The sequence below is a fragment of the Streptomyces sp. TLI_55 genome (assembly GCF_900206255.1).
GTDB lineage: Bacteria > Actinomycetota > Actinomycetes > Streptomycetales > Streptomycetaceae > Streptomyces > Streptomyces aquilus.
The window spans coordinates 1,413,810-1,435,758 of sequence record NZ_OAOJ01000001.1; the positions used below are offsets into that span (position 1 = coordinate 1,413,810).

The 21,949-nt window shown below is 71.4% G+C and carries 25 protein-coding genes; 10 read left to right on the forward strand and 15 right to left on the reverse strand.

The features are described 5' to 3' along the window. Positions 1–7: 7 nt before the first annotated feature. Genes CRP56_RS06595 through CRP56_RS06605 form a run of 3 tightly spaced genes read right to left on the reverse strand, consistent with a single transcriptional unit; the run spans position 8 to position 2,798 of the window. Positions 8–718, reverse strand: a complete 711-nt coding sequence (locus CRP56_RS06595) for a cupin domain-containing protein (RefSeq protein WP_097261214.1) — start codon at positions 716–718, stop codon at positions 8–10. Beyond that, complete coding sequence (locus CRP56_RS06600) at positions 715–1,641, reverse strand: PmoA family protein (protein ID WP_097261217.1); 927 nt, start codon at positions 1,639–1,641, stop codon at positions 715–717. Before CRP56_RS06600 ends, CRP56_RS06595 begins: the two co-directional genes overlap by 4 nt. After that, on the reverse strand, positions 1,638–2,798 hold the full coding sequence (locus CRP56_RS06605) for a Gfo/Idh/MocA family protein (RefSeq protein WP_097261219.1): 1,161 nt from the start codon (positions 2,796–2,798) through the stop codon (positions 1,638–1,640). Before CRP56_RS06605 ends, CRP56_RS06600 begins: the two co-directional genes overlap by 4 nt. Positions 2,799–3,092: 294 nt before the next feature. On the opposite strand from CRP56_RS06605, the gene CRP56_RS06610 reads away from it, so the two are divergent. Then, on the forward strand, positions 3,093–3,968 hold the full coding sequence (locus tag CRP56_RS06610; RefSeq protein ID WP_097261221.1) for an undecaprenyl-diphosphate phosphatase: 876 nt from the start codon (positions 3,093–3,095) through the stop codon (positions 3,966–3,968). A gap of 135 nt (positions 3,969–4,103) precedes the next feature. Continuing rightward, the gene (locus CRP56_RS06615) at positions 4,104–4,283 is read left to right on the forward strand and encodes a hypothetical protein (protein ID WP_059198253.1); all 180 of its coding nucleotides are present in this window, start codon (positions 4,104–4,106) and stop codon (positions 4,281–4,283) included. Between the two features lie 15 nt (positions 4,284–4,298). Here CRP56_RS06615 and CRP56_RS49055 read toward each other — a convergent pair whose 3' ends face one another. Beyond that, on the reverse strand, positions 4,299–4,877 hold the full coding sequence (locus CRP56_RS49055) for a hypothetical protein (RefSeq protein WP_306459436.1): 579 nt from the start codon (positions 4,875–4,877) through the stop codon (positions 4,299–4,301). A 43-nt stretch (positions 4,878–4,920) separates the two neighbouring features. Between CRP56_RS49055 and CRP56_RS06625 the strand changes: the two genes are divergently transcribed. Continuing rightward, positions 4,921–5,490 carry a chloramphenicol phosphotransferase CPT family protein gene (locus tag CRP56_RS06625; protein ID WP_097261223.1) on the forward strand — a complete coding sequence of 190 codons (570 nt, stop codon included), beginning with the start codon at positions 4,921–4,923 and terminating at the stop codon, positions 5,488–5,490. A gap of 9 nt (positions 5,491–5,499) precedes the next feature. Here the strand turns inward: CRP56_RS06625 and CRP56_RS06630 are convergent, their stop codons facing one another. Then, a complete protein-coding gene (locus CRP56_RS06630; protein WP_097261225.1) occupies positions 5,500–6,747 on the reverse strand; it encodes a hypothetical protein in 1,248 nt (415 codons plus the stop codon). A gap of 117 nt (positions 6,748–6,864) precedes the next feature. On the opposite strand from CRP56_RS06630, the gene CRP56_RS06635 reads away from it, so the two are divergent. The 3 genes from CRP56_RS06635 (at position 6,865) to lnt (ending at position 10,304) form a co-directional block, all read left to right on the forward strand. Continuing rightward, positions 6,865–8,040, forward strand: coding sequence for an FAD-dependent monooxygenase (locus CRP56_RS06635; RefSeq protein WP_097261226.1), 1,176 nt, complete (start codon positions 6,865–6,867; stop codon positions 8,038–8,040). A gap of 137 nt (positions 8,041–8,177) precedes the next feature. Then, positions 8,178–8,672 carry a nuclear transport factor 2 family protein gene (locus tag CRP56_RS06640; protein ID WP_097261227.1) on the forward strand — a complete coding sequence of 165 codons (495 nt, stop codon included), beginning with the start codon at positions 8,178–8,180 and terminating at the stop codon, positions 8,670–8,672. Between the two features lie 72 nt (positions 8,673–8,744). Continuing rightward, the gene (gene lnt, locus CRP56_RS06645) at positions 8,745–10,304 is read left to right on the forward strand and encodes an apolipoprotein N-acyltransferase (protein ID WP_097261228.1); all 1,560 of its coding nucleotides are present in this window, start codon (positions 8,745–8,747) and stop codon (positions 10,302–10,304) included. On the opposite strand, the gene CRP56_RS06650 is transcribed toward lnt, so the two are convergent. After that, complete coding sequence (locus tag CRP56_RS06650; RefSeq protein ID WP_097261230.1) at positions 10,228–11,133, reverse strand: Gfo/Idh/MocA family protein; 906 nt, start codon at positions 11,131–11,133, stop codon at positions 10,228–10,230. The two genes, lnt and CRP56_RS06650, sit on opposite strands and share 77 nt — an antisense overlap. Before the next feature lie 206 nt (positions 11,134–11,339). Here CRP56_RS06650 and CRP56_RS06655 point away from each other — a divergent pair, with 206 nt between their 5' ends. Further along, positions 11,340–11,822, forward strand: coding sequence for a hypothetical protein (locus tag CRP56_RS06655; RefSeq protein ID WP_257040039.1), 483 nt, complete (start codon positions 11,340–11,342; stop codon positions 11,820–11,822). Between the two features lie 93 nt (positions 11,823–11,915). Here CRP56_RS06655 and CRP56_RS06660 read toward each other — a convergent pair whose 3' ends face one another. The 7 genes from CRP56_RS06660 to CRP56_RS06690 form a co-directional block, all read right to left on the reverse strand. Then, the gene (locus CRP56_RS06660) at positions 11,916–12,434 is read right to left on the reverse strand and encodes a hypothetical protein (protein ID WP_097273780.1); all 519 of its coding nucleotides are present in this window, start codon (positions 12,432–12,434) and stop codon (positions 11,916–11,918) included. A 106-nt stretch (positions 12,435–12,540) separates the two neighbouring features. Beyond that, entirely contained in the window at positions 12,541–13,224 is a 684-nt protein-coding gene (locus CRP56_RS06665; protein ID WP_097261233.1) for a uracil-DNA glycosylase, read from the reverse strand. 89 nt (positions 13,225–13,313) lie between these two features. Next, positions 13,314–14,894 carry an ABC transporter substrate-binding protein gene (locus tag CRP56_RS06670; RefSeq protein ID WP_179850961.1) on the reverse strand — a complete coding sequence of 527 codons (1,581 nt, stop codon included), beginning with the start codon at positions 14,892–14,894 and terminating at the stop codon, positions 13,314–13,316. A 216-nt stretch (positions 14,895–15,110) separates the two neighbouring features. Next, on the reverse strand, positions 15,111–15,878 hold the full coding sequence (locus tag CRP56_RS06675) for an SDR family oxidoreductase (RefSeq protein ID WP_097261237.1): 768 nt from the start codon (positions 15,876–15,878) through the stop codon (positions 15,111–15,113). A 12-nt stretch (positions 15,879–15,890) separates the two neighbouring features. After that, positions 15,891–16,652, reverse strand: a complete 762-nt coding sequence (gene fabG / locus CRP56_RS06680; RefSeq protein ID WP_097261239.1) for a 3-oxoacyl-ACP reductase FabG — start codon at positions 16,650–16,652, stop codon at positions 15,891–15,893. A gap of 128 nt (positions 16,653–16,780) precedes the next feature. Next, positions 16,781–17,230: a DUF3037 domain-containing protein gene (locus tag CRP56_RS06685; RefSeq protein WP_097261241.1), complete on the reverse strand. Its 450-nt coding sequence runs from the start codon at positions 17,228–17,230 to the stop codon at positions 16,781–16,783. After that, complete coding sequence (locus CRP56_RS06690; RefSeq protein ID WP_097261243.1) at positions 17,227–17,982, reverse strand: HipA family kinase; 756 nt, start codon at positions 17,980–17,982, stop codon at positions 17,227–17,229. Before CRP56_RS06690 ends, CRP56_RS06685 begins: the two co-directional genes overlap by 4 nt. 92 nt (positions 17,983–18,074) lie before the next feature. Here CRP56_RS06690 and CRP56_RS06695 point away from each other — a divergent pair, with 92 nt between their 5' ends. Beyond that, on the forward strand, positions 18,075–18,494 hold the full coding sequence (locus CRP56_RS06695; RefSeq protein WP_097261245.1) for a Rieske (2Fe-2S) protein: 420 nt from the start codon (positions 18,075–18,077) through the stop codon (positions 18,492–18,494). Here the strand turns inward: CRP56_RS06695 and CRP56_RS06700 are convergent. Next, positions 18,460–19,113 carry a cysteine hydrolase gene (locus CRP56_RS06700; RefSeq protein ID WP_097261247.1) on the reverse strand — a complete coding sequence of 218 codons (654 nt, stop codon included), beginning with the start codon at positions 19,111–19,113 and terminating at the stop codon, positions 18,460–18,462. The two genes, CRP56_RS06695 and CRP56_RS06700, sit on opposite strands and share 35 nt — an antisense overlap. Positions 19,114–19,235: 122 nt before the next feature. On the opposite strand from CRP56_RS06700, the gene CRP56_RS06705 reads away from it, so the two are divergent. Continuing rightward, a complete protein-coding gene (locus tag CRP56_RS06705) occupies positions 19,236–19,703 on the forward strand; it encodes a pyridoxamine 5'-phosphate oxidase family protein (protein WP_097261249.1) in 468 nt (155 codons plus the stop codon). A gap of 6 nt (positions 19,704–19,709) precedes the next feature. On the opposite strand, the gene CRP56_RS06710 is transcribed toward CRP56_RS06705, so the two are convergent. Further along, positions 19,710–20,612, reverse strand: coding sequence for a LysR family transcriptional regulator (locus tag CRP56_RS06710; protein ID WP_097261251.1), 903 nt, complete (start codon positions 20,610–20,612; stop codon positions 19,710–19,712). 74 nt (positions 20,613–20,686) lie between these two features. Here CRP56_RS06710 and CRP56_RS06715 point away from each other — a divergent pair, with 74 nt between their 5' ends. Further along, positions 20,687–21,724, forward strand: a complete 1,038-nt coding sequence (locus tag CRP56_RS06715; RefSeq protein WP_179850962.1) for a DMT family transporter — start codon at positions 20,687–20,689, stop codon at positions 21,722–21,724. Positions 21,725–21,949 lie beyond the last annotated feature (225 nt).

A 21,949-nucleotide genomic window follows, 5' to 3' on the forward strand; every position in this document is an offset into this window, starting at 1 on the left:
GGGATCCTCAGCCGCCCCGGTAGACGTCCAGCCGCCCGCACATCCCGAACTTCCCGCGTTCCGAGGGCTGTTCGGACCGCACGACGGCGTCAGCGAGGTGGGAGACGTCGCCCTGCTCGAGGCGGTCGAGCTGTTCCTCCGTCGCCGCCGCGGCGGCAGCGGCACCGGCACGCCAGCGCTCTCGCCATGCGGCGAGCCGAGGCCGTACGAGGGCGGCCGCGGCCCGGTGGAAGGCGGCCAGCGCCTCGGGGCCGTCCGCCTCGCGCAGCCGCCGGTACCCCTCCAGGGCGAGGTCGCGCCGGGCCCGGGCGATCCGCTCCCGCTCCGGCTCGGGCGCGTCCGCCGGGATCGTGGTCGCGGCGGCGTACGTCTCCGGGTCGGTCAGGTACTCCGGGGGCAGCGTCAGCACCGCGTCGCCCGCCTCCGGCAGCCCGCTGTTCTGCATGAGGACGGTGATCCGCAGCCCGCCCTCGTTGACCAGCCGGTGGATGGTGCCCGGCGTGAACCGGGCGACCGTGCCGGGTACGAGGGGCGTGACCTCGTACCCGGCTGTCGTGAGGGTCTGCACGGCACCCCGGCCGCCGGTGACGACGTACGCCTCCGAACAGGCCAGGTGCAGATGGGGCGTTCCGCCGTGCAGGCCGTCGGCGGCGGGCCAGTCGTAGACGCACAGGTGCGACACGGCGACCCCGCCGGGGAGCCCTTCGTAGGAGGTCACCAGGGGTGGGAACGCAGGTACTTGGCGATTTCCTCGCGCTCCCAGGCGCCGTCGGCGACGACGACGCGGTAGCGGCGGGTGAGGGTGGCGCCGGGGGCGAGTTCGAGTTCGTCGTAGAAGGCCCAGGAGGGGGCCACGCCGGCGAACGGGTCGTTGCGGACGAACCAGTGGGCGGGGTGGGCGCCCTGGGTGCCGAGGTGGTCGTTCTCGGGGGCGTGCTCGAAGACGAGGGTGGCGTGGCCGTCGGTGCCGTCGTGCTCGCCGGAGAAGGCCAGCCAGGGGGCCTGGGCGCCGAGCAGACCGGGGCCCTCGGCGTCGGGGGCGGTGATCCGGCCGTCGCGGAAGGCGCGCGGCCCGCGCCAGAACAGGCCGGTGTACCCGGCGAGTTCACGTCCGGCGGTGGTCGGACTGCCGAGGACCAGCGGCTCGTCGCGCCGGTTGGTGATGGCGCTCGTCCAGGTCAGCGCCCACGAGCCGGACTCGGGGTCGACGTCGTGGATCTCGATCCGGCGCCGCTCGTCGGCCCACAGCTCGCCGCTGTAGGGGTGCCAGGTGAGGCGCTCGGCGATGACGACGCGGTCGTCGTGCGCGGCGACCTCGTCGAAGGCGACGTGGGCCATCGAGCCGACCCGCTTGGGGAGTTCGAGGTACCCCTCGCCGTGCACGTAGGAGTTGCCGCCCCACAGGTTGGCGCCCGAGACATGGGACGCGGTCAGGGACAGGCCCTTGTGCCAGCGGTGGTCGTTCGGGCGGTAGTCGGTGACGACGTCCCCGGCCAGGGTCCGCAGCGGGTGGATGTACGGCTTGGGGGCCTCCCAGGCCGCCTCCGGGCGGTAGACGTACGCGAGCAGCTCGACGCCGGTGGCGGGGTCGGTGACGGTGATGCGGTCGCCGTGCGCGTGGACGATGCGCAGCGCGCTCATGCGGGCACCCCCTCGCCGACGGCAGGGGCGGTGGCGGCCGGGGCCCAGCCGGGGGCGTCGCCGTGCATGGCCGTGTAGAACGGGTCGCCGGGGCCGATCTCGCCCGCCTTCACCGTGACGTCCGTGAACGCCGACTTGTAGAGCGCGGCGACCAGTTCCAGGCTGGTGCGGCCGTCGGCGCCGCTGCTGCGCGGGCGTTCGCCGGCCCGCATGCTGACGACGAGTTCACGCAGCTGCTCCAGGTGCGAACTGGGCACGTCCGGGCCGAAGTCCCGCCAGGCGGCGGCCTCGTCGCCCGGCACGCCCACGGCCGGGGTGATGTGCCAGTTCGCGTTGGAGTGGCCGTACAGATGGGTGAGCTCCACGGTCGCGCGCTCGCAGTCGATGCGGATGCGGCTGACCTCGTCGGGGCTCAGGACGCTGTTCACGATCGTGGCCATGGCGCCGTTCTCGAAGCGGACCAGGGCGGTGGAGACGTCCTCGGTCTCCACGTCGTGCACCAGCCGCGCGGCCATGGCGCGCACCTCGCTCCACGGGCCCAGCAGCTCCAGCATGAGGTCCATCTGGTGGATGCCGTGGCCCATGGCCGGGCCGCCGCCCTCGGTCGCCCAGCGGCCGCGCCAGGGCACGGCGTAGTAGGCGGTGTCGCGGTACCAGGTGGTCTGGCAGTGCGCGACGAGCGGTCGGCCGAGGGCCCCCTCGGCGAGCAGCCGGCTGACATGGCGGGTGCCCGAACCGAAACGGTGCTGGAAAACGATGGAGGAGTATGGACCGCTCTCCGCACCCTCCTCCGCCTCCACCGCGGCATAGTCGGCCAGCGTCGGCACCGGCGGCTTCTCGCACCAGACCCAGGCCCCGGCGCGCAGCGCGGCGATGCTCTGCTCGCGGTGCAGGGTGGGCGGGGTGCAGATGGTGACCAGGTCGGGCCGCTGTTCGCGCAGCATGCGGTCGAGGTCGGTGTAGGCGTGCGGGATGCCGCCCGCCGTGCAGAAGTCCTCGACGGACGTGGCATCGATGTCGACGGCGGCGACCACCTCGGTCTCGCCCTCCTCCGCGAGCTTGGCCAGCGCGGGCAGATGGGAGTCGCGCGCGATGGCGCCGGTGCCGATGACGGCCACGCGGACACGGCGCCCGTCGAGGGGAGTGAGGGGGGACATGGGCGTGATCAGCACTCCTCTTACGAACGGCGGACGGCGCCGACGCCTGCCACCCGACCAGCAAGCGCTTTCTCTCCGCAGCAACCTAAGCGGCGGGACTATGACCGGTCAACAGGTCGTACTCCAGCCCACGGGGTCTTCTCACCTCCTGGTCACCACCTTCCCCCGAAGCCCCCGTGGCGGGCCTGTCACCGCCGGACGCTAGGCTGCCCTCCACACCTGTGATCACCGCGGCCCGGCGGCTCGGTGTGCCCGTCGCTCCTCCCACGATCAGCGCTTGGACTCCGTACCTTCATGTCTTGGTTTGAATCGCTCATCCTCGGACTCGTCCAGGGGCTCACAGAGTTCCTTCCGGTCTCCTCCAGCGCGCATCTGCGGCTGACGGCGGCCTTCTTCGACTGGGAGGACCCGGGCGCGGCCTTCACGGCGATCACCCAGATCGGCACCGAGGCGGCCGTGCTGATCTACTTCCGCAAGGACATCGGGCGGATCATCTCGGCCTGGTTCCGGTCACTGACGAACAAGGCGATGCGCAGCGACCACGACGCCCAGATGGGCTGGCTGGTGATCGTCGGATCGATCCCGATCGGCGTGCTCGGCGTCACCCTCAAGGACCAGATCGAGGGCCCGTTCCGCGATCTGCGCATCACCGCGACCATGCTGATCGTGGTCGGCGTCGTCATCGGCATCGCCGACCGGATGGCCGCGCGCGACGAGAGCGGCGGCAAGCACCGGGCACCCACCCAGCGCAAGTCCCTGGAGGACCTCGGCGTCCGGGACGGCCTCATCTTCGGCCTCTGCCAGGCCTGCGCCCTCATCCCGGGCGTCTCCCGCTCCGGAGCCACCATCAGCGGCGGCCTCTTCATGGGCTACCGCCGCGAGGCCGCGGCCCGCTACTCCTTCCTCCTCGCCATTCCGGCGGTGCTGGCCTCCGGCCTGTTCGAGACCAAGGACGCGCTGGAGGGCGGCGATGTGGAGTGGGGGCCGACGATCTTCGCGACGATCGTCGCCTTCGCGGTGGGATATGCCGTAATCGCCTGGTTCATGAAGTTCATCTCGACCAAGAGCTTCATGCCGTTCGTCTGGTACCGCATCGCGCTCGGCATCCTGGTCATCGTGCTGGTGTCGGTCGGCGCGCTCAGCCCGCACGCGGCGGAGTCGGCGGGCTGACACTCCGGGGCCACAACACGGTTCCACCCGAACGGAATTCAACATGTTCGCCCAGTGAACTCCGTGACCAATCACATACGTTGTGCGTAGCCGTTCGGTAGCGCAGTGTCAGTGCTTGCCCCTAGGCTTGTCGGCATGTCCCCCGATTCCATGGCCCCTGGTTCCGTGCGGTCTGCTGCCGAAGTCAACGAGCAGATCCGTGCGCTGTGGCTGCGGGCGGGCGGTTCGCTGTCGACCCAGGAGCGCGAGGAGTACGAGCTGCTGGTGGTCGAGTGGGCGGCCGCGATCCGCGGCAATGTCATCGAGGCGGCCTGACCCGGGCCGCCCGGCTCAGTCGTTCACGGCTCCATAGCGCAGCACCCCGCCGCTGGGCAGCAGATACGCCATGCCCCGCTTCTCGGGCAGCACACCGCCCAGCGTCTCGGCGTCCGTCAGGCCGGAGACGCTCCACCCGATCAGGCCGAGGCTGAAGGACGCCTCGCGATAGGCGTCCCGGCCGATGCCGGCCAGCCACGCGTCGGCCGCGGCGGACCGGAAGTACGGACCGTCCTCGAACTCCGCACCGGCCTGCCGCAGGGCCGACAGCGGTACTCCGAACGCCAGCCAGTCGCCGCTGTCGTCACCACCCCGCACCGCCGTGACGTCACACACGACGAGCTCCCCCGAAGGCAGCCGGACCCGGCCGAGGAGATGGCCGAACTCCTCCAGCGCGGCGACCGTGCGGGGCGCCGTCTCCTGTTCCTCCGGCTCCCGGTCCTTGTGCCCGTAGCAGCCCTCCACCCCCGCCGCGCCCCACACCGCGTCCAGGACGGCCTGCAACCGGGCGTCGTCCGTCGACCCGACCTCGATGGCCAGCTCGTAAGTGCCTTCGCCCCAGAACTGGTGGCGGAAGAGGGCGGCATGAGTCATCCGCCCATCATGGCCCACCCCCACCCCTCCTAAGATCCACACCATGGAGCACCTCGACAGCGTCCCCCCGCGCCAGGGCCTTGTGATCTTCCTGAACGGCACTTCCAGTTCGGGCAAGTCGAGCATCGCGGCCGAACTGCTGCGGGTGCTCGACGAGCCGTACTTCCACCTGCCCGTCGACGCGTTCCACGCGATGCGGTCGAGCGCTCCGATGGCGCCGGACGAACTGGGCACCGTACTGCACCGCACCTGGCAGGGTTTCCACCGCGCGGTCGCCGGGATGGCCGCCGCGGGGAACAACGTCGTCGTCGACCATGTGCTGAGCGCCGAGTGGCGGCTCCGCGACTGCCTGTCCCTGTTCGTCCCGCGGGACGTGGTGCTCGTCGGGGTGCACTGCCCGCCGGAGGAGCTGGAGCGCCGCGAGCGCGAGCGCGGCGACCGGCCGCCCGGGCTCGCGGCACGTCAGCTGGAGCAGGTGCACTCCCATGGGATCTACGACATCGAGTGCGACACCAGCCGGGCCACCCCGCTGGAATGCGCCCTGCGCATCAGGGAGTTCCTGCCCCGCCGCCCGAGGCCGACGGCGTTCGAGCGGCTGCGCGGGGAACGCTGATCGCCCGGATCAGCCGTCGAGCAGCTGGCAGGCTTCGCGGAAGTCGTCGTACGCCTCGCCGTACTGTTTGGCCGCGACGAAGAACATGGCCCGGTCCGTCAACGCCTCGCCCAGCACCCCGGGTTGAGCGAGACGGCGGGCAAGGGCCACCGACTCGGTGAAGAGGGGTCGCAGTGGCTTGAGGATGCGGTGGTGGCGACGCTCCCGGTGCACGGCGGCGCGGACGACCAGTCTGCGGTGCTGGGCGATCAGTTCGGGCAGCGGGGTGGACGGGTCCTCGCGCAGTGCGGCGACCTGTTCCTCCAGCGGTCCCAGGCCCTCGAAGTAGGCATCCCTGACGTCCGGCGACCAGTCCAGGTGGGGCGCGCCGAACCCGGGTCCCGGTGCCTGCACGGTCGGGACGGGCTCGGCCGAGCGTCCGGACAGGGCGAACAGGGTGACCCACCAGGACAGGATGTTGCTCCAGCTCTTGCGTTCACCGGTGAGGTCCAGCTCGGTGAGCAGGCCCAGGGCCTCCTGCCGGACCGCCACCGCTTCCGCCTGACGACCGGCAGTCGTCGACATCCGTGCCAGATGGACCAGTTGCCACACCTGGATCGCCAACGCGGTGCTGTCCGTCGCGACTTTCGCCCGGGTGACGTCCACCAGCTCGGCAAAGGCTTCCAGAGCCGGCTCCCGCCGTCCGGCGGCATCCAGGGCGGCCACCCACTTCACCACCGGCCAGAACCAGTTGCCCCCCGGCGTCAACGGCCGCTCCGCCTCGACCGACTTCCCGCAGACCTCGGCCGCCTCGCCGTACCGCCCCTCCTCGGCCAGGACCGTCGCCAGCCGTCCGTGCCCGTACGCGGGGCTCTTGACCTGCCCGTGTTCGAAGCCCCAGCGCCCGGCCGCGGCCATCTCCTCGCAGACGGCGAACCCCTCCGCCCGCCGCCCCAAGGCGTAGAGGCCGTGCTGACAGGCGTCCAGTGCCCGGACCAGCAGTTCGGTCCGCCGCGGGTCCCCTTCGTCGATGCGCCGCGCCACGGCCGCCGCCTCCGCGTGCCGCGCCAGCCGCACCTCCGGCAGATCGCGCACGTCCGGCTCGTATCCGTACGACACCAGCGCCTCGGCCAGTTTCGGAACATACGTCAGCGGACTCACCGCCGACAGCACCCGGTACGCCTCGACCTGCCGCGCGACGCTCGGCCTGCCCGACTCCAGCAGCATCGTCCGCGCCCTGAGCACCGCGTCCTGATCGACCTTCTCCGAGTGATCCATGACGGCGATTCTGCGAGCCGGGGCAGGGCTTCAACAAGGCTCCCGAGCAGTGCCGTTCGTCCTACGAAAACCCGCGCTGACCTGTCATGATGGAGACGTCTTCGCTACCGTCGTGCCATGCGAGCGATCGTCATGGGCGCGGGCATCGGAGGGCTGGCCGCGACGCTGGCGCTGCGCCGGGCCGCGGTCGAGGTGACGCTGGTCGAGCAGACACCGCGGTACACCGAGGCGGGTGCCGGTATCCAACTCGCCCCGAACGCGACGCGGGTGCTGCGCCGGCTGGGGCGGCTCGACGCGGTCGCCGCGGTGTCCGGGCCGCCCGGCCATCTCAGCTTCCGTACCTGGTCCGACGGGACGGAGATCTGCCGTTACCCGCTGGGACGTGACGTCGACGACGAGTTCGGCGCGCCCTATCTGCAGGTCCATCGGGCCGATCTCCAGCAGGCGCTCGCCGCCGCGGTGCCGCCGGGGTCGCTACGGCTGGGCACGGAGGTCGTGGGCATCGACCAGGACGACAAGTCGGCCACCGTGACGACCGCGCAGGGCGAACGCCTCAGCGCCGACCTGGTGGTGGCCGCCGACGGCATCCGGTCCGCCGCCCGGCAGTGGCTCTTCAGCGCGGACGAGGCGGTGTTCTCGGGAACGGCCGCCTACCGCGCCCTGCTTCCGGCCGACGCGGTCGCCGATCTGGAGCTGCCGGACACCGGGATATGGCTCGGACCCGGCCGGCACTTCGTCCACTACTGGTTGCGCCGGGGTGAACTCCTCAACGTCGTGGCCGTGTTCGGAACGCGGACCGCCCACGAGTCCTGGACCGAGCTGGCCGAACCGGGCGAACCACTGCGGGCGTTCGAGGGGTGGGAGGACCGCGTGATCCAAGTCCTCACCCGTGCCGGGCAGATGTACCGCTGGGGCATCTACACCCGTACTCCGCTACCCCGTTGGCACAACGGCCGGGTGACGCTGCTCGGCGACAGCGCCCACGCCATGGTCCCGTTCCAGGCGCAGGGCGCGGCGCAGGCCATTCTCGACGCGGCCGTGCTCGGCGACTGCCTCACCGACATCGCGTCGGACGACGTACCCGCAGCGCTCGACCGGTACGTACGGCGAAGGCTGGCCTCCGCGACCGGGATGCAGGCCCGTTCCGCGAGCGCCGGCGAGGAGTTCCATCTGCCGGACGGCCCCGAGGCCCGGGCCAGCAACGCCCGGCTGGCGGCCCACGCGGCGGAGCACCGGTTCTGGGCGGCGTCGAGCGCCTGGCGCACCGACGTCCTCGAAGACCCGACTCGGTGACCGACGCCCCACAACAACCACCGACCGCCCCACCCGCCCAACGCGACGAGCGTCATGCCCCCAACCGGCGCCCCCCGCCCTCCGATTGTCCGCGCACACCCCTTGGCCCGGCCCGTCCCATGCCCAACACTCGGCCCATGACGCAGCGTGTGGAGCTCGCCACCGTGATGGACCGACTGGCCGTCGACGAACTGATCACCGACTACGCCGTGGCCGTGGACGACGGCGACTGGGCGGCGTACCGGCGCCTGTTCGCCCCGGACGGCCGCGCGGACTACCGGTCCGCCGGCGGGGTCGAGGGGGACGCGGGGCAGGTCGCCGCCTGGCTCGCGGAGAGCCTGAGCCTCTTCTCCATGCGGCAGCACCTGATCGTCAACCGGCGCGTCACCTTCGGCACGCTGGACCACGACACCGGCGACACGGCCAGGGTCCAGGCGGACTACGTCAATCCGATGCGCTTCGTGCAGGACGGCGACGGCGGCGAGGGACCCTCCGCGCCCGACTTCGTCTGCGGCGGCCGGTACGCCTTCGGGCTGCTGCGCACGTACGACGGCTGGCGGCTGCGCGAGGTGGTCGTGCAGGAGAAGTGGCGTCGTCTTCCCGGCCCCCGGCCCGCGCCCGTGATCAACTGAGCCGATGCCCTCTGTCCCCGGGGTGTCGGTACCACGCACACTGGAGGGACGCACGGGGTAGGGAGGCGCCGCATGAAGATGCCCGGCCACTGGCTCACCACCCCGTGGCGGAGATCCACGGTCGCCGCCCTGGCCGGCGCGCTGCCCGTGCTCGCGTTCCCGGCGCCGTCGCTGTGGTGGTTCGCCTACGTCGCTCTCGTCCCCTGGATGGTGCTGGCCCGCTCCGCGCCGACCGGGAAGCGGGCGGCGTACGACGGCTGGGCGGGCGGCTTCGGCTTCATGCTGGCGATGCACCACTGGCTGCTGCCGAGCCTCCATGTCTTCACGCTCGTCATCGCGGCCCTGCTCGGCGGGCTGTGGGCGCCCTGGGGATGGCTGGTCCGGCACTTCCTCACCGGTGCCGGCCGGCGGATCGTCGGCGCGTTCTTCGTGCTGCCGTCGGGCTGGCTGCTGGTGGAACTCGTCCGGTCCTGGCAGGGGCTCGGCGGGCCGTGGGGTGTGCTCGGCTCCAGTCAGTGGCAGGTGGAGCCCGCTCTGCGGCTGGCCTCGGTGGGCGGGGTGTGGCTGATCAGCTTCCTGATCGTGGCGGTGAACGTCGCGTTCGCCGTGCTGGTGCTCCTTCCCCGGTCCCGCGTGCCCGCCCTCGCCGCGCTCGTCGCCACCGCCGCCGTCACCTCCGCGGCCTGGATGTGGTCACCGCGCCCCGACGCGGACGGTCAGGTCAGGATCGCGGTCGTCCAACCCGGGGTCATCGACGGCCCCGACAGCCGCTTCGCCCGCGAGGAACAACTGACCCGGCGGCTGGCCGGCCAGGACGTCGACCTGATCGTCTGGGGTGAGAGCAGCGTCGGATACGACCTCGGCGACCGGCCCGACCTGGCCGGACGGCTCGCGACGCTCTCCCGGGAGACCGGCGCCGACATCCTCGTCAACGTGGACGCCCGCCGCTCCGACAAGCCCGGCATCTACAAGAGTTCCGTGCTGGTCGGGCCGGACGGGCTCACCGGCGACCGCTACGACAAGATGCGGCTCGTGCCGTTCGGCGAGTACATCCCGGCCCGCTCCCTGCTCGGCTGGGCGACCTCGGTCGGCAAGGCCGCGGGCGAGGACCGGCGGCGCGGCAGCGAACAGGTGGTCATGGACGTCGGGCACGGGCTGAAGATCGGCCCGATGGTCTGCTTCGAGTCCGCGTTCCCCGACATGAGCCGCCATCTCGCCGAGTCCGGCGCCGAGGTGCTGGTCGCCCAGTCGTCGACGTCGTCGTTCCAGGACAGCTGGGCGCCTGCGCAGCACGCCTCGCTGGCCGCCCTGCGCGCCGCCGAGACAGGCCGCCCGATGGTGCACGCGACACTCACCGGGGTGTCGGCGGTCTACGGCCCCGAAGGACAGCGCGTCGGTGCGTGGCTCCCCACGGACGCGAGCACGTCGGCGGTCTACGACGTCCCGCTGGCGACCGGCGTCACCCCGTACGTCCGCTACGGCGACTGGCCGACGCACGCGGCGCTGCTGATCCTGGCCGCCTGGTGCGTCGTACAGGGGCTGAGGACCGTACGGCTCAGGCGGCCTGCTCCCGCACCGCGCGTACCACCCGCTCGCACAGCTCATGGGTCGCCAGCGCGTCCCGGGCGCTGAGCACCTTGCCCGCGCGCACGGCGTCGAGGAAGGCGTGCACCGCCTGCTCGATGCCGCGCTGCCGGGCCACCGGCACCCAGTCGCCGCGCCGGCGCACGGTCGGCTGGCCCTTGTGGTCGATCACCTCGGCGAGGTTGACGACCTGACGCTTGGTGTCCTGCCCGGAGACCTCCAGGATCTCCTCGGCCGAACCGCTGAGCCGGTTCATCACCCCGAGCGCGGTGAAGCCGTCGCCGGCGAGCTGGAGGACGACGTGGTGCAGCAGACCGTCCTGGACACGGGCGCGCACGGTGACGTCGTCGACCGGGCCGGGAGCGAGGAAGCGCAGGGTGTCGACGACGTGGATGAAGTCGTCGAGGATCATCGCGCGCGGCTCCTCCGGCAGCCCGATGCGGTTCTTCTGCATGAGGATCAGCTCGCGCGGGTGGTCGGCGCACTGCGCGTACCCGGGCGCGAACCGCCGGTTGAAGCCGACCGCCAGCGACACCCCGCGCTCCTCGGCGAGCTCCACCAGCCGCTCGGAGTCGGCGAGTTCGTACGCCAGCGGCTTGTCGACATACGTCGGTACGCCCGCCTCCAGCAGCCGCGTGACGAGGTCGGGGTGTACGACGGTCGGCGCGTGCACGAAGGCCGCGTCGAGTCCCGCGGCGAGCAGCGCGTCGAGATCCTGGTGCCGCTGTTCCTCGGGGAGGCGGAGGCCGTCGGCGACCCGGGCGAGGGTGGCGGGCGTCCGGGTCTGGAGGTGGAGTTCGACGCCGGGGAGGCCGCCCAGCACCGGCAGGTAGGCCTTCTGGGCGATGTCGCCGAGTCCGATGCAGCCGACCTTCACTGGTGGGTCTCCCTAGCGCTCGCCCGTGCCTGACACGACGGCAGCATACGGCGACTGCGGCGGGGCCCACCTCCAACGTCACCTCCCGCGTCGCCGTCACCCCCGGCGGTGCCGCGCCCTCCTTACGGGGCCTGAGATCACCCGTGCGGAGCAACCTGCGCTTGTCCGCTGTCCCGAACCCGGCGGTAAGCAGCAGAGTGGCGCAGGTGCATCGAACGACGACCACCGCAACGCTCCTGGTCACCGTGGCTGTCTCGGCCCTCTCCGGCTGTGTGACGGTCCAGCGCCCAGCCGCCCCCGGTCCACCGGCGACGCCGTCCCTGCCGGCGGCGCCCCGACCGGACGGTCGGTCCGAGCCGCAGATCGTGCAGGCGCCGGCGCGGGAGGCCCTGGAGCTCATCGGCCCGTCCCGCGAGGCGAAACCCGGGGCGCCCGCCACGCACCGGGCGGCGCCGCCGTCCCCCGCGCAGCAGCCGGCGCCGAGGCAGCAGGCACCGCGCACCCACCCCGAGCACCCCGCCCACCCGGCGCGTCCCGAGACCCGGCAGCCGCCGCAGCCGCGCGTCGAGATCCCCGACGTGGCGGCGGTACCGAAGAACCCGGACGTGTGCGGCCTCGGCAAGCGGTACGGCGGCTGGCGGAAGGACAGCCCGGAGGCGAGGCTCTGCGAGCAGACGTACGGGCACTAGGCGCACCCGAGCCGACACCCGCAGGGCAGCTCACGGGCTGCCCGGGGCCGAGGACCTGCGAGCAGGCGTACGGCCGTCAGGCCCTCCGAAGGCTCACGGGCGCTGTCTCGGCGGCGCCCATCCGCCCTCCCCCGGCGAGCCCTCCCCCAACCGCAGCTCAAGGCGGCTGATCGCGGCTCTCACCCCGTCACCGTAGCTGTCGTCGGCGAGGGAGTCCGCCGCCCCGCGCGCCCGCCGGAGGTGGATGCGGGCGGCGTCGGAGTGGTCGAGTTTCACGTAGTCGGCGGCCAGATTGAGATGCAGCGAGGGGTACAGGGCGCGCACCGCGAGCGTGCTCTCGTGCTCGGCGAGGCGGTCGTCGGTGAGTTCCTCGGCGGCCGTCAGCGCCCGCAGGTCCCAGGCCAGTTCGTCCGAGGGATCGTCCTGAGCGTCGGCCATGTAGTGGGCGAGCGTGCAGCGGTGCAGCGGGTCGCCGTCCTCGCCGATCTCCGCCCACAGGTCCAGGAAGCGGTGCCGGGCCTCCTCGCGGTCCCCCGCGTGATGCAACATGACGACCTGCCCGATCCGCGTCATCACGGCATCCGGCGCCGCCTGCTCCTGTCGCTCCGCCACCGCGTCCTCCACGCCCTCGGGCCGTCATGGTCCCGTCCGACGCTAATCGGAGGCACTGACAATCACCGCGAGGCGGGGCCGACCCGGTGGATCGGCCCCGGGGCGGTCAGCCCAGGTTGGGGATCGTCCAGTCGATCGGGTCGTGGCCCTGGCGCGCCACCGCCTCGTTGATCTGGGTGAAGGGGCGGGAGCCGAAGAACTTCTTCGCCGACAGGGGTGAGGGGTGGGCGCCCTTCACCACCACGTGCCGGGTCTCGTCGATCAGCGGGAGCTTCTTCTGGGCGTAGTTGCCCCACAGGACGAAGACCGCCGGGTCGGGCCGGTCGGCCACCGCGCGGATGACCGCGTCGGTGAACTTCTCCCAGCCCTTGCCCTTGTGCGAGTTGGCCTCACCGGAGCGGACCGTGAGCACCGCGTTGAGCAGCAGGACGCCCTGCTGGGCCCACGGCAGCAGATAGCCGTTGTCCGGGATCGGCGTGCCCAGCTCCTCCTTCATCTCCTTGTAGATGTTCCGGAGGGACGGCGGGGTCTTCACACCGGGGCGGACCGAGAAGCACAGGCCGTGGCCCTGGCCCTCGCCGTGGTACGGGTCCTGACCGAGGATCAGGACCTTCACCTGGTCGTACGGCGTCGCGTCGAGCGCGGCGAAGACCTCCTCGCGCGGCGGAAAGACGGGACCCTTCGCCCGCTCCTCCTCGACGAACTCGGTCAGCTCCTTGAAATAGGGCTGCTGGAGCTCGTCGCCCAGGACCCCGCGCCAGGACTCGGGCAGCATGGCGATGTCGGTCACGTCAACGTCCTTATGTCGTGCGGTCACTTCAGTGCTCAGAACCTACAGGCGAGCACTGACAACGGACCGCACACCCCGAAAGCCCCCGCTCACCAGCTCGTCTTGCGGTACAGCTCGCCCATCATCATGATCGTCGACGGGTCCAGGGCCTGCTCGCCGCCCGAGATGTCGTCGTTGGCGGCGACGTACTGCCGGCCCTGCCACAGCGGCAGCAGCCGGGCGTCGTCGGTGATGATCTGCTGGGCCTCCTCGAAGTCCTTGACCACGTTGGCGCGGTCGCTCTCGCCGCGCGAGCGCGGCAGCAGGATGCCGGTGATCTTGGGTTCGGGGTAGGGCGTGCCGAGGGCGTTCTTGTCGCCGACGAACGGGGAGATGAAGTTGTCGGCGTCCGGGAAGTCGGGGAACCAGCCGCGCCCGAACACCGGGTACTCGCCGTTCTGGTAGCCGGTGACGTAGGTCTTCCAGGGGCGGCTCTTGAGGGTGATCCGGAAGAGCCCGGAGTCCTCCAGCTGGGCCTTGAGCTCCTCGAACTCGGCCTTGGTGGCGGAGCCGTAGCGGTCCGTGGTGTACCAGAGGGTGAGCGGGACGGTCTGGGTGATCCCGGCGTCCTGGAGGATGTTCTTGGCCTTGGCGACACTGGGGTTGCCGTAGTCGTCGAAGAAGTCCGTGGTGTGGCCGGTGAGGCCCTTGGGGACCATGGAGTACAGCGGCTCGACCGTGTCCTTGTAGACCTTGTGCGCGATCGCCCCGCGGTCGACGATCTGGGCGATGGCCTTGCGGACGGCGAGCTTGCCGGCCCAGGGGTCCTTGGGGTTGAAGACCAGGTAGCTGATCTCGGTGCCGGAGCCGTCGAAGAGCTGGAGGTCGGTGTCGTTCTGTTCCTTGTCGAGGGTGACGATGTCGTCGGCGCCCAGACCGCGGAAGGCGACGTCGAGGGTGCCGTCCTTCAGGCCCTTCACCATGGGCGCGGAATCCTTGAAGTAGCGGATGGTCACCGCGTCGTTCTTGCGCTTGGCGTAGCCCTCGTAGTCGCCGTACTCGACGAGTTCGGCCTTGTCCTCGCTGTACGACTTGAGGGTGTAAGGCCCGGAGCCCACGATGCTGTCGCCCTTGCGCAGCGCGTTCGCCGGGTACTCGTCGGGGTCGACGATCGACATGGCGGGGGTGGCGAGGACGAACGGGAAGGTCGCGTCGGGCTTGTTGAGGTGGAAGACGACCTCGCGCTCGCCGAGCGCCTGCACGCGTTCGAGGCTGCCGAGCAGACCGGCCGGGCCGCCGTTGACGTTGATCTTCCCGATCCGGTCGATGGAGTACTTGACGGCCTTGGCGTCGAGCGTGTCGCCGTTGGAGAACTTCAGTCCCGCGCGCAGCTTGCAGCGGTAGACACGGCTCGCGTTGTCGGTGAACCCACAGCTCTCGGCGGCGTCGGGCTGGGGCGTGGTGGCGCCCGAGGGGTAGCTCAGCAGGGTCTGGTAGATGTTGCGGAACAGCTCCCAGGAGCTGTCCCAGGAGGCGGCGGGGTCCAGGGTGCTGGGGGCGCTGGTGGTTCCGACGACGATCGGCCCCTGGTCGTCGGAGGAGTCCGACGACAGAACACCGCACCCGGCCACCAGCGACGATATGGACGCGAAGGCCGCCATCCGACGAAGGCCTCGGTTCCGGTTGAACACGCGCACGCTCCTCGATCTGCCATGCCAAGGGTCGGCAGACCATACCGCAGCCTCGGGCGAGCAGAACCGGGTCTTCCGGTGGGTTCTCGACCGCTGAGATCGTGGCAACGCTGTCAGAAGTCTGTGCGGTTGTCGCGCGTCCGATGTGGGTGGTTTGTACGTCGACACGGGCGCCGTTTCTGTCGAGCGGCGCCCGTGCCGGTCGTACGCGGTGGGTCAGCCGACGCCGGCGTTGAGGAAGATGCCGCCGTCGACGACGAGGGTCTGGCCGGTGACCCAGGCGGACTGCTCGGAGGTGAGGAACTCCGCGGCGCCGCCGATGTCGGAGGGCACGCCGAGCCGGGCGAGCGGGTAGGCGGCCGCGGCCTCCTCCTCCCGGCCCTCGTACAGGGCCTGGGCGAACTTGGTCTTCACGACGGCCGGGGCGATCGCGTTGACCCGCACCTTGGGCGCGAACTCGTGGGCGAGCTGCTGGGTCAGGTTGATCATCGCGGCCTTGCTGACGCCGTAGGCGGCGATGAAGGGCGAGGGCGCGATGCCCGCGACGGAGGCGATGTTGACGATCGCGCCGCCGTTGTCCTTCTGCCAGGCGTGCCAGGTCTTCTGCGCGAAGCCGAGCGCCGAGATCACGTTGGTCTCGAACACCTTGCGGGCCACGTTCAGGTCGAGGTCGGCGATCGGGCCGAACACCGGGTTGGTCCCGGCGTTGTTGACCAGGAAGTCGACGCGGCCGAAGGCCTCCATGGCACGCTCGACCGCGACGGCCTGGTGGGCCTCGTCGTGGGCCTTGCCGGCGACGCCGATGACACGGTCGGCGCCGAGCTGCTCGACGGCCTCCTTGAGGGCGTCCTCGTTGCGGCCGGTGATGACGACCCGGTCGCCGCGGGCGACGAGTGCCTCGGCGACGCCGTAGCCGATGCCGCGGCTGGCGCCCGTGACGAGGGCGACCTTGCCGGAGAGTTCGGGGAGTTCCACCGAAGTCATGTTCCTGTTCCCCTAGTCGAGCGGTCCGCCGGCCACGTACAGCACCTGGCCGGAGACGAAGCCGGCGGCCTCGTTCGTGAAGAAGGCGATGGCGTTGGCGATGTCCTCGGGCTCGCCCACGCGCGCGACCGGGATCTGGGTGGCGGCGGCGGCCTTGAACTCCTCGAAGCCCATGCCGACGCGGGCCGCGGTGGCCGCGGTCATGTCGGTGGCGATGAAGCCGGGGGCGACGGCGTTGGCGGTGATGCCGAACTTGCCGAGCTCGATGGCGAGGGTCTTGGTGAAGCCCTGCAGACCGGCCTTGGCGGCGGAGTAGTTGGCCTGGCCGCGGTTGCCGAGCGCGGAGGACGAGGACAGGTTGACCACGCGGCCGAAGCCGGCGTCGACCATGTGCTTCTGGACGTACTTCGTCATCAGGAAGGAGCCGCGCAGGTGCACGTTGAGGACGGTGTCCCAGTCCGAGGCGCTCATCTTGAACAGCAGGTTGTCGCGGAGCACGCCCGCGTTGTTGACGAGGATGGTCGGGGCGCCCAGCTCCTCGACGACCCGCGCGACCGCGGCCTCGACCTGCGCCTCGTCGGAGACGTCGGCACCGATGGCGACGGCCCGGCCGCCCGCCGCGGTGATCTTCTCCACGGTGTCCTTGCAGGCGGCCTCGTCGAGGTCGATCACGGCGACCGCGCGACCCTCGGCGGCCAGTCGTACGGCGGTGGCGGCACCGATGCCGCGCGCGGCGCCGGTGACGATGGCTACCCGCTGCTCAGTGGTGGACATTGCTGCTTCTCCTCGCCCTTGAAGAATGTGCGGCCCGGTCGGTGAGCGACCGCTTAGTACCTTCGGCAGACGTGACGCTAGAAGGCCTGGCACCCGGTGTCAACGCCACACGGCCCGGGTGTGATCCATTACCTGACCAGGAGCTCCAGCAACCGCTCGGTCTCGGCCGCCGGATCCAGCGTGAGCCCGGTGTGCACGGGACCCGGCTGGACGACGGTGGAGCGGGGCGCGATCAGCCAGCGGAAGCGCCGTCCGGCGTCGTCGGAGCCGGCCTGCCCGGCGTCGTCCCCGCCGCCGCAGACCCGCTCGACGGCGCTCAGTGCCGCCCTGATGCCGGCCACGTCGGCGTCCGGGTCGAGGGCGCGCAGGCGGGCCTCGTCGAGGTGGGTACGGGCGCCGACGTACCCCTTCGCGCGGCAGTACACGAGCACCCCGGCGTTGATGCACTCGCCGCGCTCCACGCGCGGGACGACGCGCAGCAGGACGTACTCGAAGACGTCCCGGTCGTTGCCCTCGCCGCCCTTGATGATGTGGCGCTCGACCACGCTGCCGGCCATGTGGATGTGGCGCTCGCTCATTTGATCCCCTGGATGCGGTCGTGGATGACGGCGGCCCGGGCCAGCAGCGGCCGGGCGTAGGCCCGGCGCAGGTCGTCCGGGGTGTCGAAGCCGGGTTCGTCGGCCAGCCAGGCGTCCGGGATCTCGGCGGTGACCTCGGCGAGGAGGTCCTCGGTGACGCGCGGGGCCAGGTCGGCGGCGGCGCTCGCGAGGTCGGGGGCGAAGCGGGCGAGGGCGTGGTCGGCGGCGTTGTAGGGGCGGGCCGCGGAGGCCTCGGCGCCGGGCCAGTTGTGGTGCCAGATCATGGTGGCGCCGTGGTCGATGAGCCACAGCTCGCCGCGCCACATCAGCAGGTTGGGGTTGCGCCAGGACCGGTCGACGTTGTTGATCAGCGCGTCGAACCAGACGATCCGACCGGCCTCGGCCGCGTCCACCTCGAAGGCGAGCGGGTCGAAGCCGAGCGCACCGGAGAGGAAGTCCATCCCGAGGTTGGTGCCGCCGCTGGCCCGCAGCAGGTCCTGCACCTGCTGCTCGGGCTCGCCGAGTCCGAGCACCGGGTCCAGGTCGAGCGTCACGAGCCGCGGCACCCGGAACCCGAGCCGCCGGGCCAGCTCACCGCAGACGACCTCGGCGACCAGCGTCTTGCGGCCCTGTCCGGCGCCGGTGAACTTCATGACGTACGTCCCGAGGTCGTCGGCCTCGACGAGTCCCGGCAGCGAGCCGCCCTCACGCAGGGGCGTGATGTAGCGGGTCGCGATGGCTTCCTTGAGCATCGCCCCAGGTTACTGGGGCTGCTCTGAACAACCCGCACTCCGGGCCCGTACCTCAGGACAGTTCACGAGGTATCCGCGGAAGGGACGTCAGCATGGCCAGCGAATCGCTTCATCCCGCTTCGGCACCGAGCCGCCGTACGGTCGTGGCGGCGGTGGGGGCGGCAGGGCTCGCCATCACGCTGAACGCGTGCAGCTCGGACGACGAGGGGTCGACCGCCGCGGCCGGCACCGCGCTGGGGAAGACCTCCGACATCCCGGAGGGCGGCGGCAAGATCTTCGCGGACGAGGGCGTGGTGGTGACCCAGCCGACGGCGGGCACGTACAAGGCGTTCTCGTCCAAGTGCACGCATCAGGGCTGCGCGGTGACCGGGATCGCCAACGGGGTGATCACCTGCCCGTGCCACAAGAGCGAGTTCTCGGTGACCGACGGCAGCGTGAAGAAGGGGCCCGCCACGCAGCCGCTGCCGGAGGAGAAGATCACTGTGAGCGGGGACTCGATCGTCCTCGCCTGAGACTGGCCACCACCTCGGCCGTCGTCGTGAGGGTGGCGACCAGGGCGAGGGTGTTGCGGATCATCGCCGGGGTGTAGTCGGAGGGCACCCCGGCGATGGCGTCCGTGGGCACGACGGCGGTGTAGCCGCGGTTGACCGCGTCGAACACCGCGTTGGGGATCGCCACGTTGGCCGAGACGCCGGTGACGACGAGGGTGCGGCAGCCCAGGTTGCGCAGCAGCGGGTCGACGTCCGTGCCCTGGATCGGCGACAGTCCGTGCAGCCGTCGTACGACGAAGTCCTCCTCGGAGACCTCGATCGGGGCCGCCACCCGGACCGCGCTCGTGCCGGACAGCTGCTGGACGGGGAGGCGTTCGGCGGCGCGGAAGAGACGGGCGTTGCGGTTGGCGCCGCGGCCGTCGGGGCGGCGTTCGGCGATCGCGTGGACGACCTGGACGCCGCTCTCGTGGGCGGCCGCGACCAGCCGGGCCACATTGGCGAGAGCGCCGGACGACCGTGCCTCCTCGGCGAGTTCGGGGAGCGCGCTGTCGGGGCCGACGACGCCCTGCTGGCACTCCACCGTGAGCAGCACGGTGGTCGCCGGGTCGAGGAGTCCGCTCAACTGCTCGTGCGACGGCACGTTCTGCCCCCTTGTCGCCGACGGTGTGGGCGGGCGAGCGTAACCACCATTGCGTGTTGAGGGAAGACACCGCATTGTTTTCTGACGCATCGTCAGAAACCGAGCAGGAAAGAGGGGGGCGGATGACCGTCACTCAGCGTCGGGGCCGGAAGATCATGATGACGCCGGGCGAGCTGGACGAGTTCCTGACCAGCCAGCGCACCTGCCGGGTCGCCACCGTGTCCAAGGGCGGCGCGCCGCATGTGAGCACGCTCTGGTTCGCCTGGGACGGCACCTCGTTGTGGCTGTACTCGGTGGTGAAGAGCAGGCGCTGGACCGATCTGCGCCGCGATCCGCGGGTCGCGATCGTGATCGACACCGGCGAGGAGTACGACGAGCTGCGCGGCGTGGAGCTGTCGGGTGCCGTGGAGTTCGTGGGCGAGGCGCCCAGGGTCGGGGACCTGTACGCCGAACTCGACGTCCCCGAGACGCTGTTCGCGCGAAAGAACTTCGGCCTCGACGAGATGCCGCACGACGGGCGGCACGCGTGGGTGCGGCTGACGCCGGACAAGATCGTGTCGTGGGACTTCCGCAAGCTGCCTTCTTTGTAGGGAAGTTCACCCCAGTTTCGCCGCGGCTTCCCTGAGGGCCTCGACCGCCGCCCTGATCGACGGGCGGCGGTCCGCGTCCGCGCGCCAGACGACGTACACATGGCGCCGGACCCGCTGCTTCAGCGGGACGGTGACGACACCGTCCGGCATCGGGTGCCGTCCCAGCAGCGGGGCGATGCAGACGCCCAACCCGGCCGCCACGAGCCCGAGTTGGGTGTGGGTCTCGGCGGCGCGGTGACCGACGATCGGCTCGATGCCCTTGGCGCGCAGCGTGAACATAAGCCATTCGTGGCAGAACTCGCCCTGCCCCCAGGTGATCCACTCGTCCCCCGCGAACTCGGCGAGGTCCACCTCGTCACGGTCGGCGAGCCGGTGCCCGACCGGCATCGCCACGTCCGCGGGGTCGTCCAGGACGGAGGCCTTGACCAGGCCGTCCGGGAGCGGCATCGGCTTGTTGTACCAGTCCAGGACCACGGCGAGGTCGAGGTCGCCGCGGACCACGCCGGCGATGCCGAGCTCCGGTTCCAGCTCGCAGGAGCGGACCCGCAGGGCGGGGTGCTCGGCGACCAGCGCGGACAGGGCGGCGGGGAACAGCCCGCGCGCGGCCGTGGGGAACGCGGAGATGCGCAACTCGCCGACCACCTGCCCTCGTTGGGCCTCCAGGTCGGACTGGGCGAGGGCGACCTGCGACAGGATGCGGGCCGCGTGCTCGGCGAGCAGCCGGCCGGCGTCCGTGAGCCGCACACCTCGGCCGTTCTTGGCGAGGAGCTGCTGGCCGACCTCCCGCTCCAGCTTGGACATCTGCTGGGAGACCGCGGACGTCGTGATGTGCAGGCCCTCGGCGGCACCGCTCACCGAGCCGTGCCGGGCGAGGGCGTCGAGGGTGCGCAGGCGCTCCAGGTTCAACATGTAAGCGATGCTACGAGATATCGCGTCGAACATCTCGATTGTGCTACGAGGTTTTCGGCGTCATCGTTGCCCTCATGACCACCGCCACCCTGCTCCGGACTCGTTCCCTCGACTGGCGACCGCGTTTCGCCGCGCTCTCCCTGATCTGGGGTTTCAGCTTCCTGCTCATCAAGGTGGGCACGGACGGGTACGCCCCCTTCCAGGTCACGTTCGGACGGCTGCTGTTCGGGACGCTGGTGCTGGCGGCCGCGATGGCGGTGAAGCGGGAGCGGCTGCCGCGCGGCGCCCGGATCTGGGGGCATCTGGCGATGGCCGCCCTCCTCCTCAACGCCCTGCCGTTCTCGCTCTTCGCCTACGCGGAGCTGACGATTCCGTCCACGCTGGCCGGCATCTGCAACGCGACCTCGCCGCTGTGGGGCATGGCCCTGTCCGTGGTCGCCCTCTCCGAGGACCGGCCCACGCGGGTGCGAGTGGCCGGGCTCGGGATCGGGTTCCTCGGGGTGCTGACGGTGCTGGGCGCCTGGCAGGGCTTCCACGGCCTGGACGCCGGGGGCACGGCGATGGCGCTGCTGGCCTCGCTGAGCTACCCGATCGGCTGGATCTACGTCCGCCGCACATTGGCCGGGTCGGGACACTCCCATCTCTCCATGACCGGCGCCCAGTTGCTGCTGGCGACGCTGCAACTGGCGGTGGTGACCCCGCTGTTCACGTCAGCCCCGACGCACATCGCGACCGTGCCGCTGCTGGCCATCGCCGCGCTGGGCGCGCTCGGCACCGGGCTGGCCCTCCTCGTCCAGTACGGTCTGGTCGCCGAAGTCGGTCCCACGACCGCCCAGATGGTCACGTACTTCATCCCCGTCATCGCCACGGCAGCGGGCGTCGCGATCCTCGGGGAGCCGCTGAGCTGGTCGACGCCGGTGGGGGCGGCGATCGTGCTGGCGGGGGCGGCACTGACCCAGGTGAAGCAGACTCCGCAGACCGACAGCGCCGCACGCATCCCGAACCCGGTCGGCCACACACCCCGCCCCTCCGCCCCCGGCGCCGGGGTGAGGCGCACCTCCGCCGTCACGGAGAAGGCGATCCAGAGCCCGACCCCGACCTCGGCCGACTAGCCGAGACGCGCCCCGTCGACGGCACCACCCGCATCCCCGCCCCCACCAACCAGGCGAGACGCGCCCGCAACCGCCCCAACAAGCCGAGCCGCACGCCCACCCCCCGCCGACGGCGCCACACACATCACACCCCGCCCGACGACGTCACCTGCATCCCCGCCCCCTCGCCGACGGCGCCGCACACATCCCCGCCCCGCCCGACGGCGTCACCCGCATCCCCGCCCC

Bases quoted from the DNA above. Each gene is read 5' to 3' on its own strand.
- CRP56_RS06600 (WP_097261217.1), bottom strand. From the start codon at position 1,641: ATGAGCGCGCTGCGCATCGTCCACGCGCACGGCGACCGCATCACCGTC.
- CRP56_RS06605 (WP_097261219.1), bottom strand. From the start codon at position 2,798: ATGTCCCCCCTCACTCCCCTCGACGGGCGCCGTGTCCGCGTGGCCGTC.
- CRP56_RS06610 (WP_097261221.1), top strand. From the start codon at position 3,093: ATGTCTTGGTTTGAATCGCTCATCCTCGGACTCGTCCAGGGGCTCACA.
- CRP56_RS06615 (WP_059198253.1), top strand. From the start codon at position 4,104: ATGTCCCCCGATTCCATGGCCCCTGGTTCCGTGCGGTCTGCTGCCGAA.
- CRP56_RS49055 (WP_306459436.1), bottom strand. From the start codon at position 4,877: ATGACTCATGCCGCCCTCTTCCGCCACCAGTTCTGGGGCGAAGGCACT.
- CRP56_RS06625 (WP_097261223.1), top strand. From the start codon at position 4,921: ATGGAGCACCTCGACAGCGTCCCCCCGCGCCAGGGCCTTGTGATCTTC.
- CRP56_RS06630 (WP_097261225.1), bottom strand. From the start codon at position 6,747: ATGGATCACTCGGAGAAGGTCGATCAGGACGCGGTGCTCAGGGCGCGG.
- CRP56_RS06635 (WP_097261226.1), top strand. From the start codon at position 6,865: ATGCGAGCGATCGTCATGGGCGCGGGCATCGGAGGGCTGGCCGCGACG.
- CRP56_RS06640 (WP_097261227.1), top strand. From the start codon at position 8,178: ATGACGCAGCGTGTGGAGCTCGCCACCGTGATGGACCGACTGGCCGTC.
- lnt (WP_097261228.1), top strand. From the start codon at position 8,745: ATGAAGATGCCCGGCCACTGGCTCACCACCCCGTGGCGGAGATCCACG.
- CRP56_RS06675 (WP_097261237.1), bottom strand. From the start codon at position 15,878: ATGACTTCGGTGGAACTCCCCGAACTCTCCGGCAAGGTCGCCCTCGTC.
- fabG (WP_097261239.1), bottom strand. From the start codon at position 16,652: ATGTCCACCACTGAGCAGCGGGTAGCCATCGTCACCGGCGCCGCGCGC.
- CRP56_RS06685 (WP_097261241.1), bottom strand. From the start codon at position 17,230: ATGAGCGAGCGCCACATCCACATGGCCGGCAGCGTGGTCGAGCGCCAC.
- CRP56_RS06690 (WP_097261243.1), bottom strand. From the start codon at position 17,982: ATGCTCAAGGAAGCCATCGCGACCCGCTACATCACGCCCCTGCGTGAG.
- CRP56_RS06695 (WP_097261245.1), top strand. From the start codon at position 18,075: ATGGCCAGCGAATCGCTTCATCCCGCTTCGGCACCGAGCCGCCGTACG.
- CRP56_RS06705 (WP_097261249.1), top strand. From the start codon at position 19,236: ATGACCGTCACTCAGCGTCGGGGCCGGAAGATCATGATGACGCCGGGC.
- CRP56_RS06710 (WP_097261251.1), bottom strand. From the start codon at position 20,612: ATGTTGAACCTGGAGCGCCTGCGCACCCTCGACGCCCTCGCCCGGCAC.
- CRP56_RS06715 (WP_179850962.1), top strand. From the start codon at position 20,687: ATGACCACCGCCACCCTGCTCCGGACTCGTTCCCTCGACTGGCGACCG.